Origin of the sequence: Mesorhizobium sp. M7A.F.Ca.US.008.03.1.1 (genome assembly GCF_003997495.1) — a bacterium.
GTDB lineage: Bacteria > Pseudomonadota > Alphaproteobacteria > Rhizobiales > Rhizobiaceae > Mesorhizobium.
Map to the genome: position 1 here is coordinate 58,383 of NZ_RZRU01000012.1, position 14,122 is coordinate 72,504.

13 protein-coding genes are annotated in these 14,122 nt (G+C 63.9%); 2 read left to right on the forward strand and 11 right to left on the reverse strand.

Annotation, left to right across the window (positions count from 1 at the left end; genetic code table 11):
• Positions 1-70: 70 nt before the first annotated feature.
• The 6 genes from EOA16_RS18020 to EOA16_RS18050 all read right to left on the reverse strand — a co-directional run bounded on the left by EOA16_RS18020 (position 71) and on the right by EOA16_RS18050 (position 7,002).
• On the reverse strand, positions 71-853 hold the full coding sequence (locus EOA16_RS18020; protein ID WP_127259482.1) for a carnitinyl-CoA dehydratase: 783 nt from the start codon (positions 851-853) through the stop codon (positions 71-73).
• Positions 846-2,924, reverse strand: coding sequence for an acetate--CoA ligase family protein (locus EOA16_RS18025; protein WP_127259483.1), 2,079 nt, complete (start codon positions 2,922-2,924; stop codon positions 846-848). Before EOA16_RS18025 ends, EOA16_RS18020 begins: the two co-directional genes overlap by 8 nt.
• Positions 2,925-3,110: 186 nt before the next feature.
• Positions 3,111-4,274, reverse strand: a complete 1,164-nt coding sequence (locus tag EOA16_RS18035) for an acyl-CoA dehydrogenase (protein ID WP_127259484.1) — start codon at positions 4,272-4,274, stop codon at positions 3,111-3,113.
• Between the two features lie 4 nt (positions 4,275-4,278).
• Positions 4,279-5,382, reverse strand: coding sequence for a carnitine 3-dehydrogenase (locus tag EOA16_RS18040; RefSeq protein WP_127259485.1), 1,104 nt, complete (start codon positions 5,380-5,382; stop codon positions 4,279-4,281).
• A complete protein-coding gene (locus EOA16_RS18045; RefSeq protein ID WP_127259486.1) occupies positions 5,379-6,008 on the reverse strand; it encodes an HD domain-containing protein in 630 nt (209 codons plus the stop codon). The genes EOA16_RS18040 and EOA16_RS18045 overlap by 4 nt, the downstream gene beginning before the upstream one ends.
• Positions 6,009-6,084: 76 nt before the next feature.
• Complete coding sequence (locus EOA16_RS18050; protein ID WP_127259487.1) at positions 6,085-7,002, reverse strand: 3-keto-5-aminohexanoate cleavage protein; 918 nt, start codon at positions 7,000-7,002, stop codon at positions 6,085-6,087.
• Between the two features lie 133 nt (positions 7,003-7,135).
• Between EOA16_RS18050 and EOA16_RS18055 the strand changes: the two genes are divergently transcribed.
• Positions 7,136-8,116 (forward strand): GlxA family transcriptional regulator, encoded by a 981-nt coding sequence (locus EOA16_RS18055; protein WP_127259488.1) that lies wholly within the window; start codon positions 7,136-7,138, stop codon positions 8,114-8,116.
• A 14-nt stretch (positions 8,117-8,130) separates the two neighbouring features.
• Here EOA16_RS18055 and EOA16_RS18060 read toward each other — a convergent pair whose 3' ends face one another.
• The 3 genes from EOA16_RS18060 to xylA all read right to left on the reverse strand — a co-directional run bounded on the left by EOA16_RS18060 (position 8,131) and on the right by xylA (position 10,567).
• Positions 8,131-8,334, reverse strand: a complete 204-nt coding sequence (locus tag EOA16_RS18060; RefSeq protein WP_127259489.1) for a hypothetical protein — start codon at positions 8,332-8,334, stop codon at positions 8,131-8,133.
• A 177-nt stretch (positions 8,335-8,511) separates the two neighbouring features.
• Complete coding sequence (locus tag EOA16_RS18065) at positions 8,512-8,988, reverse strand: GNAT family N-acetyltransferase (protein WP_127259490.1); 477 nt, start codon at positions 8,986-8,988, stop codon at positions 8,512-8,514.
• Positions 8,989-9,241: 253 nt separating this feature from the next.
• Entirely contained in the window at positions 9,242-10,567 is a 1,326-nt protein-coding gene (gene xylA, locus EOA16_RS18070) for a xylose isomerase (RefSeq protein ID WP_127259491.1), read from the reverse strand.
• Positions 10,568-10,675: 108 nt separating this feature from the next.
• Between xylA and EOA16_RS18075 the strand changes: the two genes are divergently transcribed.
• Positions 10,676-11,038: a nuclear transport factor 2 family protein gene (locus EOA16_RS18075; RefSeq protein WP_127259492.1), complete on the forward strand. Its 363-nt coding sequence runs from the start codon at positions 10,676-10,678 to the stop codon at positions 11,036-11,038.
• A 194-nt stretch (positions 11,039-11,232) separates the two neighbouring features.
• Here the strand turns inward: EOA16_RS18075 and xylB are convergent, their stop codons facing one another.
• Together xylB and EOA16_RS18090 are read right to left on the reverse strand one after the other, a co-directional pair.
• Complete coding sequence (gene xylB, locus EOA16_RS18085; RefSeq protein WP_127259493.1) at positions 11,233-12,687, reverse strand: xylulokinase; 1,455 nt, start codon at positions 12,685-12,687, stop codon at positions 11,233-11,235.
• A gap of 82 nt (positions 12,688-12,769) precedes the next feature.
• Complete coding sequence (locus tag EOA16_RS18090) at positions 12,770-14,092, reverse strand: tetratricopeptide repeat protein (protein WP_127259494.1); 1,323 nt, start codon at positions 14,090-14,092, stop codon at positions 12,770-12,772.
• Positions 14,093-14,122 lie beyond the last annotated feature (30 nt).

The following is a 14,122-nucleotide window of genomic DNA, read 5'->3' on the forward strand; positions in this document are numbered from 1 at the left end:
CGATCTCCCTCCTTGCGGGGGAGATGCCCGGCAGGGCAGAGGGGGGTGTCACGGAACGCCATCGTTCCCACTACTTCCCCTTCCAAACCGGCTCACGCTTTTCCGCAAAAGCCCGAAAACCCTCCATGCCGTCCTCGGAGCCGTAGAGCGCATCGACCGTCGGCAATTGCCGCCGCGTCACCTTGTTCATCGCGTCCTGGAAGGTCAGCGCCTCGGCCACGCGCGCCGTCTCCTTGATCGCAGCAAACACCAGCGGCGGGCCACCGGCCAGCAGCCGGGCGATCTCCCAGACACGGTCCTCGAGCTTCTCCTTGGGCAGCACTTCGTTGACCAGGCCCCAGCGATGCGCCTCGGCGACATCCATCCAGCGGCCGGTCAGCAAAAGGTCCATGGCGACATGGTAGGGGATGCGCTTCGGCAGTTTGATCGTTGCCGCGTCGGCCAGCGTGCCGGCGCGGATTTCGGGCAGCGCGAAGGAGGAATGGTCGGAGGCGTAGATGAGGTCGCAGGACAGTGCCAGTTCGAAGCCGCCGCCGACCGCCATGCCGTTGACGCAAGCGATCACCGGCTTGTTGAGGTCGCGCAGTTCCTGCAGCCCGGCAAAGCCGCCGACGCCATAGTCGCCGTCGACCGCGTCGCCGCCGGCAGCGGCCTTGAGGTCCCAGCCGGCGCAGAAGAACTTGCCGCCGGCGGTCTTGACGATGGCGACGCGAAGCTCCGGATCGTCTCGGAATGCCTTGAAGGTCTCGCCCATCAGCCGCGAGGTCTTCAGGTCGATGGCGTTGGCCTTGGGCCGGTCGAGGGTGACTTCGAGGATGGTGCCCTCGCGGCGGGTCGAAATGACGTCAGACATTCTTGTTCTCTCCCAGCACCAGCAGCGCGTCGGCGATCCAGGCGCCCTTGCCCTCGCTGCAGACGATCAGCGGGTTGATGTCGAGTTCCTCGATCTCGCCGGCATTCTGTTGCACGAAGGCGGCAATGCCAGAGATGGCATCGATGGCAGCCGCGACATCGGCTTTCGGCCGGCCGCGATAGCCTTCGAGCAGCGGGAACAGTTTCAGGCCGCGCAGCGCCGCCTCGATATCGTCGCGGGTCGCCGGCAGCATCAGGGTGACGCTGTCGCGCAACAGCTCGACCAGTACGCCGCCGGTGCCGAGCGTCATCACCGCGCCGAACATCGGATCGCGGGTGAAGCCGACGATGAGTTCGGCAACACCGTCGCGCACCATGCGCTCGACATAGAGCCCGGTGCCGAGCGGCAACAGGTCATGCGCTGCGGTGCTGACGGATTCGGCATCCCTGAGATTGAGCCTGACAGCGCCAACTTCGGATTTGTGGGTGACGCCGAGCGCCTTCAACGCCACCGGGAAACCGAGCGCCATGGACGAGATCACCGCCTCGACGGCATTGCCGGCGCGTTCGCCCTTCGGCACCGGCAGGCCAGCCTTGATCAGCCGCGATTTTGCTTCGGCCTCGTCAGGCGTGACGTGGTCGCCGCCGGGGGCACCGGAGGCGGACGTGTCGATCGGCTGCGCCTGAGGTTCAGCCCAAGCCCAGCCGATGAAGGCAGCCGCCCCGGCTGCATCCATGGCTTCCGAAATGCCGAACAACGGCACCATGCCGCGCGCCATCAACTCGGCCGTGTATTCCTCCGGCAGGTTCTCCGGCAGCGAAGAGACGATCGCGCCATGCGCCTTGTTGGTCTTCAGCGCCGATTCGAAGGCGCGCAGCGTCGCCCACCAGTCGGTGACCGAGCAGCGGTCGGGGCGCGGAAAGTCGAGCACCAGCATGTTGAGGTCGAAACCGCCCGACACCATGGCGGTGAAGGTGGCGGTCATCGCCGGCTCGTTGTTCCAGATGAAGGTGTGATAGTCCAAGGGATTGGCGACCGCGACCAGCGGCCCGAGCGTCGATTTGACATGGGCGCGGTGGCTGTCGATCAGCACAGGGAAATTGACCCAGCGCCCTTCGGCGCTGTCAGCCATGACGGAGGCCTCGCCGCCGGAGCAGCTCATCGACGACAGCCTATAGCCTGGCAAAGGTCCGGTGATGTGCAGCAGCTTCAGCGCCTCGATGAAGGCAGGGATCGAATCGACACGCGCAATGCCAAGCCGCCGCAGGAACGCACCCGAGGCGGCGTCGGAGCCGGCCAGCGAAGCGGTATGCGAGACGGTCGCCTGCCTGGCCTGTTCGGAACGGCCGACCTTCATGGCGATGATCGGTTTTTTCAGCTCGCGCGCCCGTGCCGCCAGCCGCTCGAAGCCCGCTACCGAATCGAAGGCCTCGATGTGCAGGCCGAGCGACGTGACCCGCTCGTCCTCGATCAGGCCAAGCGCCATTTCGGACAGGCCGGTCTGCGCCTGATTGCCGGCGGTCATCAGGAAGGCGATCGGCAGGCCGCGCCTCTGCATCGTCATATTGATGGCGATGTTGGAGGACTGGGTGATGATGGCGACGCCCTTGCCGCCCTCGGCCAGTCTTATGCCGCCGTGCTGGTCGGGCCACAGAAGCGCGCCGTCGGCATAATTGATCAGGCCGTAGCAATTCGGCCCGATGATCGGCATCGAGCCGGCTGCCGCGACCAGCTCGGCCTGCAGCCGCTCGCCATCATCGTCATAGGCTTCGGTTTCGAGGAAGCCGGCGGCAAAGCAGACGGCGCCGCCGGCGCCGCGCTCGGCCAGCGCCTTGACCACCTCGATGGTCAAATGCCGGTTGACGCCGACAAAGGCGGCGTCCGGCGCGCCAGGCAGGTCAGCCACCGAACGATAGGCCTTGCGGCCGGCGACCTCGTCCTTGGTCGGGTGCACCGGCCAGATCTCGCCGGCAAAGCCCATCTTGATCGATTGCGCGACGACGGCCGCGGCCTGCGCCCCGCCGAACACTGCGATCGATTTGGGGCGCAGAAGACGTTCAAGCTTGTGCACGAGCACCCCCCTCTGCCCTGCCGGGCATCTCCCCCTCAAGGGGGGAGATTGGCAGCTTCGTCGTCGGCTCAAGACCTACAACGGTGATAATTGGCGAAATCGAAAATGCCATCCGATCTCCCCCCTTGAGGGGGAGATGTCCGGCAGGACAGAGGGGGGCGCCAAGGAACGCAAACATATCTTTTTTCAGGCCCCGAACGGGCGCAGCAGCGCCCTTGAAATGATGTGGCGCTGGATCTCGGATGTGCCTTCCCAGATGCGCTCGACACGCGCGTCGCGCCAGATGCGCTCCAGCGGCAAATCGTCCATCAGCCCCATGCCGCCATGGATCTGGATCGCTTCGTCGGCAACGTATGCAAGCATTTCGGTGGCCTTCAGCTTGGCCATGGCCATGTCCTGGTCGGTGACGGTGCCCTGATCGTACTTCCAGCCGGCTTCGAACACCATCAGGTCGGCAGCCTTCAATTCGGTCGCCATGTCGGCAAGCTTGAACGATATGCCCTGGAACTTGCCGATCTGCTGGCCGAACTGCTGGCGCTGCGCGGCATATTCGACGGCATGGCCAAGCGCCCGCTCGGCACGGCCGAGGCAGGTGGCGCCGACCTGCAGGCGCGTGGCGCCGAGCCAGGAATTGGCGACGTCGAACCCTTTGTGGACTTCGCCGAGCACTTGGGCTCCTGGCAAGCGGCAGTCGTCGAATTCGAGAATGGCGTTGGTGTAGCCGCGATGCGAGACATTGCGGTAGCCATCGCGGACGGTGAAGCCTTTGGTGCCCTTGTCGACAAAAAAGGCGGTGATCTTCTTGCGCTTGCCGCGCGGCGAATCCTCTTCGCCGGAAGCCATGAAGACGATGGCAAAGTCGGCGAGGTCGGCGTGGGAGATAAAATGCTTGGTGCCGTTCAGCACCCAGTCGTCGCCATCTTGCACGGCGGTCGCCTTCATGCCGCGCAGGTCGGAGCCGGCGCCCGGCTCGGTCATCGCCAGGCAGTCCCACTTCTCGCCGCGGATGCTGGGGAACAGGTATTTCTCGCGCTGCTCCGGCGTGCCGGCCAGGAGGATGTTGGAGGGCCGCGCCACGCAGGTCCAATGCAGCGCATAGTTGGCGCGGCCGAGTTCCTTTTCGTAGAGCAGCCAGGTCACCGTATCGAGGCCTGCACCGCCGACATCCGCCGGCATGTTGGCGGCATAGAGCCCGGCCTCGATCGCCTTGATCTTGATCTCCTCGATCAGGTCGCGGCGCAGCACGCCGGTGCGCTCGACCTCGCGCTCATGCGGGTAAAGCTCGTTCTCGACGAACGCACGCGTCGTCTCGACGATGAGCCTCTGTTCCTCCGACAGCCCGAAATCCATGCTCTCAGCCTTTCTTCTTGCCGGTCTTTTTCTTCGGCTTTTCGGCTTTCTTCACCGGCTTCAACGCTTTGGCTTTCTCGGCAGCCTTGGAGGCCGTTGGCTTCTTCGCCGCCAGCTTGGCCAACTGCCTGGTGTAGTCCTTGTGCAGGGCGCCGGCGCCCCAGCCCTTGCCTTTGTTCTGCTTCGACAGCGCATCCATGATGGCGACCAGATTGTCGTCGCGGATCTTTTCCAATTCGCGAATGGACAGGCCATGCGCCTGGTCGTCCGATTGCGTGGCGATCAGGTCGACCAACTCATCGTTGAACTCCGGCACATCCATCAGCTTGGTCCATGGCCATTTCAGGCACGGCCCGAACTGCGCCATGAAGTGGCGCATGCCGGCCTCGCCGCCGGCGACACGATAGACCTGGAACATGCCCATCTGCGCCCAGCGCAAGCCGAAGCCGTAGCGCATGATGTCATCGAGTTCCTCGACCGTGCAGATGCCGTCCTTGATCAACCACAGTGCCTCGCGCCATGCCGCTTCGAGCAGGCGGTCGCCGACGAAGGCCTCGATCTCCTTGCGGATCACCACCGGCTTCATGCCGATCGAGGCATACATTTCCTTGGCGACCTCGATCGCCTCGGGAAAGGTCTGCTCGCCGCCGACGATCTCGACCAGCGGCAGGAGATAGACCGGGTTGAACGGATGGCCGACGACCAGCCGCTCCGGATGCTTCTTCATCGCCACCTGCATATCGGTCGGCTTGATGCCGGAGGTCGAGGAGCCGACAATCGCGTTAGCCGGTGCGTGGGCATCGATCTCGGCCAGCACGCGGTGTTTCAGGTCGAGCCGTTCCGGCACACTCTCCTGGATGAAATCGGCATCGGCGACCGCCTCGGCGATGGTCTTGGCGAAGATCAGCTTGCCCTCTTTCGGCAGGCCGCCGGGCACCATCTGCTTGTAGGCGCGGCGCGCGCCCTTCATCACTTCGCCGACCTTGCGCGATGCCTCGGGGTCGGGATCGAAGATCGACACGTCGATGCCGTTGAGCAGCAGCCGCGCCACCCAGCCGGCGCCGATGACGCCGCCACCGATGGCGGCTGCCTTGTTGATGATGCTCATGCTGAGGCTCCGGTTCTTGTCATGGCTGTCGTGGGATCGATGAGCGGCACGCGCTCGCCGGCGCGGATCACGGTCGCGTCGTAGGCCGTGCGGGCAAAGACCTCGAGCACGAAGGGCCGGAAGAATTCGATCGGCAGCGTGTCGTAGTCGGGGTCGAAGCTGGACTGGTCCCAGCGCTCGCAAAACTGGTCGCAATCGTCGAAATAGGCGTGGCCGGCAAAGCGGTCGCGCGCGTGGCGGTTGCCGCCGAGATGATGGGCATAGTAGAGCCGCTGGAAGTCGCCATGCTTCTCCACGACCCAGGTGCATTGCTCGCGCACGAAAGGCTTCAGAATCGACGCGGCATATTCGTCGTGATTGTAAGGCGCGTAAATGTCGCCGATGTCGTGCAGCAGCGCGCAAGCGATCCAGTCGGTATCGGCGCCGTCGCGCCAGGCACGCGTCGCCGCCTGCAGCGAATGGCCGAGTCTTGTGATCTTGTAGCCGGACAGGCCTTCGTCGAGCTGCACCAGCGCATCGAGCAGCCGCTCGCCGGTCCTCGCCGCATAATCGATTTCATGCGCGGTCAGGAACTCGTAATCGTCCCGGTCGCCATCCTTCATCGCGGTGAATTTTACGGTAGTCATGCTGACCCTCCGGTTTCTTCCTGGAACATGATCTTTTCCGAAAACCGATTCCCACTTTTCGGGATCATGCTCTAATTTATGCCGCGATCGGCGCCCGCTTGGTGAGGTTGAGCTTCTGCCGCACCTCTTCCGGTCCAAGAATCCTGGCGCCGAGATTGGTAACGATGCTGGCGGCGCGCTCGACCAACTGCGCATTGGTCGCCAGGACGCCCTTGTCGAGCCACAGATTGTCTTCCAGCCCGACGCGGACATTGCCGCCGGCCAGCACCGCGGCCGCGGCATAGGCCATCTGGTTGCGGCCGATGGCGAAGGCCGACCAGTTCCAGGTCGACGGCACATTGTTGACCATGGCCATGAAGGTGTTGAGGTCGTCAGGCGCGCCCCATGGCACGCCCATGCAGAGCTGCACCAGCGCATCCGGGTTCAGCACCTTTTCCTCGACCAACTGCTTGGCGAACCACAGATGACCGGTGTCGAAGGCCTCGATCTCCGGCTTGACGCCGAGCGCCGTCATCATGCCGCCCATGGCGCGCAGCATGCCGGGCGTGTTGGTCATGACATAGTCGGCCTCGGCGAAATTCATGGTGCCGCAGTCGAGCGTGCAGATTTCCGGCAGGCACTGGCGCACATGTTCCATGCGGTTGGTGGCGCCGCCCATGTCGGTGCCTTTTTCGTTGAGCGGCAGCGGCGCTTCCGGCGAGCCGAACACCATGTCGCCGCCCATGCCGGCGGTCAGGTTCAGGATGACGTCGACATTGGCCTCGCGGATGCGCTCGGTCACTTCGCGGTAGAGATACACGTCGCGCCTGGGCTTGCCGGTCTCCGGATCGCGCACATGGCAATGGACGATGGCTGCACCCGCCTTGGCCGCATCGATGGCGGAATCCGCGATCTGCTTTGGCGAGCGTGGCACATGCGGGCTGCGGTCCTGCGAGCCGCCGGACCCGGTGACGGCACAGGTAATGAAGACCTCACGGTTCATCGCAAGCGGCATGGAATTCTCCTCCCATAGACACACTATGCATGTCGCCCAAAAGTGGGAACCGGTTTTGGGATAACGACATGCACAAAGACCAACCAACAATGCCCGACTTGCCGGAAACTGTTTTGCGTTTTACGAAGCTTCCATGACGAAAAGCGAAAAACCGACGATCTTTCGCGTCGAGCGCTCGCCGCTTAAGGTGACGCTGCTGGTGTTTTCCGGCTCGTCCATCATGTGCGTGGCCTCGGCCGTCGATCCGCTGCGCGCCGCCAACCGCATCTCCGGCGAGACCCTGTTCGATTTTCGGCTGGTCTCGGTGACCGGGGAGGCTCCGGTCACCACATGCGGCCTGCCGGTGGCGGTCAGCGGCCGTTTCGACGCGGCCGAGCCGACCGACGTTCTTGTCGTCGTCGCCGGCTTCGGCACCCAGAACTATGCAACCTCGGCTCTGTTGTCCGGACTGCGCCGGGCGGCCCGGACAGCCCGCGCGTGCGGCGGTGTCGAGGCCGGTACCTGGCTGGTGGCGCGCGCCGGCCTGCTTGAAGGGCGTAGCGCCACCACCCACTGGGAGGACATGGAAGACTTTTCCTCGGCGTTCCCCGGCGTCGATGTCCGCCCTGACCGCTATGTCATCGACGGGCCGGTGTTCACGTCGGGCGGCGCGTCGCCGACCTTCGACCTGATGCTGCATCTCATCCGCACGCGGCTCGGCATGGCCGTCGCGCTCGATGTCGCCAGCGTCTTCATCTACGACCAGGCGCGCGCCGCGACCGATGCACAGCCGCTGGTCTCGCTCGGCCGCCTGGACGGCTACGACCCGCGCCTAGCGCAAGCCATCCGGCTGATGGAAGCGCATGTCGACCAGCCGCTGACCATCGAAGCGGTGGCCAAGCGCGCCGGGGTGACGGCACGGACGCTGGAAAGCATCTTTCGCAAATCGATCGGTGAGACGCCGGGAGCCTATTACCTCAGGCTGCGCCTCGGCGCCGCACGACGGCTGGTGGTCGATACAAGGGTTGCCATGGCCGATATTGCCGGGCGGACCGGATTTTCGTCAGCCGCGGCGTTTTCGAGAGCATTTTCAAGGGCTTTCGGCGAAGCGCCGGTCAGGCTGCGGAGGGGGTAGGTTTCAACGGACGATCAGGCCGCGTTCTGGCGGTCGCCGTCGATCTGCGAGCGCATCTGTCTGGCCAAATGGGCTTCGAAGCGGCTGGCAACGGCGCGATCCCACTCGTTCGAAACCTTGGCGTCGTCCGTTTTCCTTGGCATCGCCATCAGCCGGTCGATGATCGATCCAGCCTCGCCAGGTGAGAGCAGGGCGTCGATTTCACGTTCGTTCTGCATATCGGTTCGCCTCCTTCTTCCTCTCCCGCCACGAACCGCTTTTATACGAGATACGTGACGGCAGTTTGAAGGCAAGAGCGAGGTCATTGAAGGGCGTCGAAGGGCAAAACCATGTCGCGGGACCGGGCCATGCGCAAAGCTGTTCCTGCGCCCCGGCAGGTCAGTTCAAGGAGAAATCTACACCCGCTTTTCGAACAGCACCGTGGTGAAGCCACTGTCCCATTCGTCATCGGGATAGCGACTTTTCTCGACATAACCGACCGCCTTGTAGAGTGCTTGTGCGGGCAGGTTGAACGTGTCGGTTTCCAGCCGCGCCTGCGCCAATCCGGCGGCGCCGATCGCCTGTTCGGCATGGGAAAGCAGCTTGCGGCCGACACCTTGGCCTTGACGGGATGCCATCACGTGCAGGGCCTCGATGAAATCCGCGCGCCAATGGATCAGGCCGGCGACCTCGCCATCGATCTCGGCAACGGCGAATTCAGACCAGCTCTGGTCGACATAGCGCCCGCCAATATCCGTCTCGACATAGCGCTGCGCCGCTGCTTCGGTGATGTTCGGCAGCCAGGTGCCTTCGAATGTTTGATGCAGCACCTGCTTCAGCGCCGGAATATCGCTCGCCAGCGCTGGGCGCACGATGATTCGATCCTGTGCCATTTTCCGTCTCCCGCCAATGCATGTCGCCCAAAAGTGCACAGCGGTTTTGAGATGACGACATGCATAAAAATAATGGCTGCCGCACGGGTCCTCTTTCGGCGACACGCGTGGCATCTTGATCTCACGCTGGCTGCCGAAGATCTGTGCGATCCTCGGCAGCCTCGCGCGAAGTGGGCTGACTAGCAGATGGCGATGGCGGCGGCTTTCAGCCAGTGGTGCCGGATGTCGGTCCAGAGATGGAGCGGCGCTCGCCTTACACGTACCGGTTGACGATATTTTCCAGCAGTTCCTGGCGGCCGGACCTTGGCTGCGGCTCGATCTTCTTCTTGACGACGCGCTCGGCGATATCCTCAAGCGTGCGTTTGCCGGAAAGCATCGCCTTGCCCTCGGCCGTGTTCCAGCCGGCATAGCGTTCGGCCAGCGGCGCCGACAGCGCCTTGTCCTCGACCATGCGGGCCGCGGCTTTCAGGCCGCGTGCGCAGGAATCCATGCCGCCGATATGGCCGATCAGCAGGTCCTGCGGATCGAGCGATTGGCGGCGCAGCTTGGCGTCGAAATTGGTGCCGCCGGTCTTAAACCCGCCGGCCTGCAGGACCTGGTAGTAGGCCAGCGCCATTTCCGGCACGTTGTTGGGGAACTGGTCGGTGTCCCAGCCGGATTGGTAGTCGTTGCGGTTCATGTCGATCGAGCCGAAGACGCCGAGCGCATTGGCCAGCGCCAGTTCGTGCTCGAAGGAATGGCCGGCCAGGATGGCGTGGCCTTGCTCGATATTAAGCTTGACCTCCTTCTCCAGCCCGAAGCGCTTGAGGAAACCGTAGACGGTGGCGACATCGTAATCGTACTGATGCTTGGTCGGCTCCTGCGGCTTCGGCTCGATCAGGATCGTGCCCTTGAAGCCGATCTTGTGCTTGTAGTCGACGACCATGCTGAGGAACCGGCCGGCCTGTTCCTGCTCGCGCGCAAGGTCGGTGTTGAGCAGGGTCTCATAGCCTTCGCGCCCGCCCCACAGCACGTAGTTTTCGCCCTTCAGCCGCTTGGTGACGTCGATACAGCTTTTCACCGTCGCCGCCGCGTAGGCAAACACATCCGGATCGGGATTGGTGGCCGCGCCCGACATGAAGCGGCGGTTGGAGAACAGATTGGCGGTGCCCCAAAGCAGCTTGACGCCGGTCTGCTTCATCTTGCCCGCAAAGTAATCGGCGATCTCATCGAGGCGCGCCGCACTCTCGGAAAAATCCTTGCCTTCCGGCCGCACATCGGCGTCGTGGAAGCAGAAGTAAGGCGCACCGAGCAGCGAGAGCATCTCGAAGGCGACGTCTGCTTTCAGCTTTGCCAGCTCCATCGTGTCGGTGCCGCCGGCCTTGGGGAACCAAGGCCGGTCGAAGGTCTGGCCGCCGAACGGATCGCCGCCCGGCCAGGCAAAGGAGTGCCAGTAGGCGACGGCGAAGCGCAGATGATCTTCCAGCCGCTTGCCGGCGACAACCTCATCGGGATTGTAGAACCTGTAGGCCAGCGGATTGGTCGAATCCGGCCCCTCATACTTGATCTCTTTGATGTCGCCGAAAAATCCGCTGCTCATGTTTTTTCCTCTCGAAGTGTTCGCCCGATTACCTCAGGCGTAATTGGTTTCGTTCTTCCGCTGGTCGAAAAAGCTGGTGTCAAAGCCACTCAGTAAAGGAGACAGACCATGACCGACCTCAACGAGATCGCCCAGAACTACATCGCCGCCTGGAACGAAAGCGATGCCGGCCGCCGGGCCGAATTGCTCAAGGCGACCTTCACGGAAGACGTCAGCTACCGTGATCCGCTCATGCAGGGCGATGGCCATGAAGGCGTCGCGGCTCTGATCGACGGCGTGCAGCAGCGCTTTGCCGGGTTTCGTTTTTCGCTGAAGGGCACGCCGGACGGTTTTGCCGACAAGATCCGCTTCTCGTGGAATCTCGGACCTGAGGGAACGCCTTCCGTCATCGAAGGCACCGACATCGGCCTCATCGAGAACGGCCGCCTGAAGAGCATCACCGGCTTCCTCGACAAGGTGCCGGCGCAGTGAGGCTTTGCTGTTAGGGTGGGCGCCAGGCACCCCCCTCTGGCCTGCCGGCCATCTCCCCCTCAAGGGGGGAGATGGGCTGACTTTTCCGCCTTCGCCAATCACCGGCCTCGCAAGACTGGCATAGCCACCGACGCTGCTGATCTCCCTCCTTGAGGGGGAGATGGCCGGCAGGCCAGCGGGGGGTAAGCGCCAGTTCACGCCGTGGCGACCTTGATCGCCGGGTACAGCGCCCGGTAGCGCTGATAGGCATCGGCATAGGCGCCGCCGAGCGCGGCGTCCGGTTCGATCGTGGCATCGGTCTTCGGTGCCGTACAGATTTCAAGCGGATCGGCACCCGTCGCCGCAATCAGGCCGAGCCGTGCGGCACCAAAGGCGGCGCCGAAATCGCCGTCGGCGGGAATGTCGACAGGCAGTTGAAGCGCGGTGGCAATCGCCTTCAGCCAGTAACGCGAGCGCGAGCCGCCGCCGATCGCCGTCACCCGCGTCAAACTCGTGCCGGCCATGGCCAGGGCTTCGAGGCTGTCGCGGAAGGCAAAGGCTACACCCTCCAGTACGGCCTGGGTCAGCACGGCACGGCTCGATTCATGCGCCAGCCCGGCGAACGCGCCGCGAATGGCGGCATCATTGTAGGGTGTGCGCTCACCCGAGAGATAAGGCAGGAAGGACACGCCGCTGGGCGCCTTCAATGTGTCGCCGAGCTCAGTGGTCAATTCGCCGGCGCTCTTCCCGGTGATTTCGGACAGCCAGTTGAGCGAATCCGTCGCCGACAGGATGACCCCCATCTGATGCCAGGTGTTCGGCAGGGCGTGGCAGAAGGTGTGAACCGCGCTAGCCGGGTTGGGCAGGTAGGAAGCATTGGCGGCAAACAGCACGCCCGACGTGCCGAGCGAAACAAAAGCGTGGCCGGCGCCGACCGTGCCCATGCCGCAGGCCGAGGCCGCGTTGTCGCCGGCGCCGCCGGCGATCGGAATGCCGGCCTGGACGCCCCATTTCGAGGCCAATTCGCTGCGCAGCGCGCCTGCCTTGTGCGTACCCTCGACCAGCGACGGCATCTGCTTTTCATCGAGCGATGTCGCTGCGAGCAGGTCCGCACTCCAGCGGCGCTTGCCGACATCGAGCCAGGACGTGCCGGCAGAATCCGACATTTCCGAAATGTGCTCGCCCGAAAGCCAGAGCCGCAGGAAATCCTTGGGCAGCAGCACTTTTGCCACTTTGGCGAAGACAGCGGGTTCGTTGTTTTTCACCCAGGCCAGCTTCGGCGCGGTGAACCCGGGAAAGACGATGTTGCCGGTCAGGGCTCGGAAGCGCGGATCGGCATCGAGGAGGGCCGCCTCGGCATGGCTGCGCGTGTCGTTCCACAGGATGCAGGGACGCAGCACCTTGTCGGCGGCGTCGAGCAGCGTGGCGCCATGCATCTGCCCGGACAGGCCAATGCCCTTGACTGCCGCGAGTTCATCCGGATGGGAGGATTTGAGCTCGGCGATTGCGTCTTCGCAGGCCCGGATCCAGTGCTCGGGATTCTGTTCCGACCAGCCGGGATGCGGCCGTGAAACGTCAAGCGAACCGTGGCCGGAACCGATGACGGTTTGCCCGGCATCGATCAGCAGCGCCTTGACGCCCGACGTCCCGAGATCGAGGCCCAGATACATGTCTTCCTCCCACGCCAGTTAATTTTTTCGGGTCTCGAAAAAATCTGGCTTGGCCAGTTTTTAAAACAAGATCCGCTTCGGGTCAATTCTCCGACAAATCGGCGGCGCGTCGCACAAACAGCGCTGACATCGGACTGTCGGGCCGCGCCATCGAACGCTCCGCCGTAAGCGCCCTGGCCAGCGCACCGTCACCGGCGCGCAACGCTGCCTCGATCAGCGTCAGGTCGATAACATCGCGCTGGGCGTGGCTGCCGCCGAAACGATGAGCGATCGAGCGGATCGGCCGGATCAGGCGTACGGCCTCGGCGTAGCTGCCCTCACCGAATGCCTTGATGGCGAGCGTCAGCGGATGGCCGACATCCCGCGTGAAAGCCGCATTGTCGTCGCTGACACGCATGGCGTCGCGCTGAGCCTCGAGCAAAGCGAGGGCCGGCGCATCGAACCCTGCACCGACAAAGGCCATCATCGCGTGGGCATCGTTGAAGGCATAATTTCCGGCTCCGGCCTTGCGCCAATTCGCGGCGAGCGCCGCCCACCGGTCGCCGACATCGACGCCGCCCAGGGCGAGCCGCCACAGGACTGCCGAGGCATCGACCATGTTGAGCGCCATCGTTGATTGCACGCTGTAGATAGGGCCGTCATAGAGGGCCAGGACCGCGTCGGTCTCGCCGAGATCATAGTGGAACAGCGCCAGGTGCCACCAATTGTGGACCTGCAGGAAGCTCTCCCTTGTCCACGCTTCCGGGTTGGCCTGCATCCAGGCAATGCCATCCCTTTGCCGGCTTTGCATTTCCATGACGTGGGCGACGGCGTGCTGCGCCCAGCCGTCGCGCGGCTCGATGTCGACCGCCGCGCGGCCAAGCTGCTCGGCCCTGACATAGTCGCCCATTTCCTCCAGCCCGAAGGCCTGCATGCCGAGCATGGCGTGGTAGCCGGGCATGCCGCTCTGCCAGGACGGCAGGGCGCGGGCGATACGGTCGCGCAGCATGCGGGCATTGCCGGTGAAGAAATCGATCTGGTGGCCGACCTGCAGCGCCAGCCCGTCGCGCGGAGTCTCGATGGTGATATCTTCAAGAATGCGGCTAGCCTGATGCCAGTGCCCGTTGGCGAGATGACCAAGGGCAGAAACATGTGCCTGCTCGCGCGTGGTCGCGGCAAGCGGCAGTGCGGCCTCATGGCAGGCTTTGGCCACGGCCGTCGCCTCCCGCTCGGTGGCGAGGCCGAACAGATAACCCTTGAAGACATGCGCCATGACGAAGCCGGGATCTTCCGCGATGGCGCGGTCGATCGACGCGACGGGATCGCCGATGAAGCACTGCAGTTCACGCACCGCCTGGCTGTAGGGCGTGAATCCCGCCTCTGTTGCGCCCGAAAATGCCAGGCCGGATACGTCCCTGATTGCCATGCGATGTCCTTCGATCGACTAATGACAGGC